The following is a 297-nucleotide window of genomic DNA, read 5'->3' as shown; positions in this document are numbered from 1 at the left end:
GTGCTGAGGGCTGCTGCGTCGGTGGTCGTGGACCGGCATGCGAATCTGCGTGCGGGTTTCGCCTACGAGGGTCTGCGGCAGCCGGTCCAGGTCATCCCCCGGAGCGTGGAGCTCCCCTGGGAGGAGATCGACTTCTCGGGCCTGGACGCCGGCCGCCAGGAAACCGCGGTTGCCCGATGGCTGGAGGAGGACCGGGCACGGCGCTTCGACCTGTCCGCCCCGCCGCTGCTGCGGTTCACACTGCTCCGCCTCGGCCACCAGCGCTTCCGGCTGGTGTTCACCTGCCATCACCTGCTG

General features: G+C 70.4%; 1 protein-coding gene. It reads left to right on the top strand.

Features of this window, described 5'->3' with window-relative positions; genetic code table 11:
• Window positions 1-297, top strand: a 297-nt coding sequence (locus tag ADK52_RS12570) for a condensation domain-containing protein (protein WP_159045919.1), incomplete at both ends; no start/stop codon positions are given.

The organism is Streptomyces sp. WM6372, from assembly GCF_001279655.1.
GTDB lineage: Bacteria > Actinomycetota > Actinomycetes > Streptomycetales > Streptomycetaceae > Streptomyces.
This window is presented reverse-complemented; position numbering and strand designations above follow the sequence as displayed.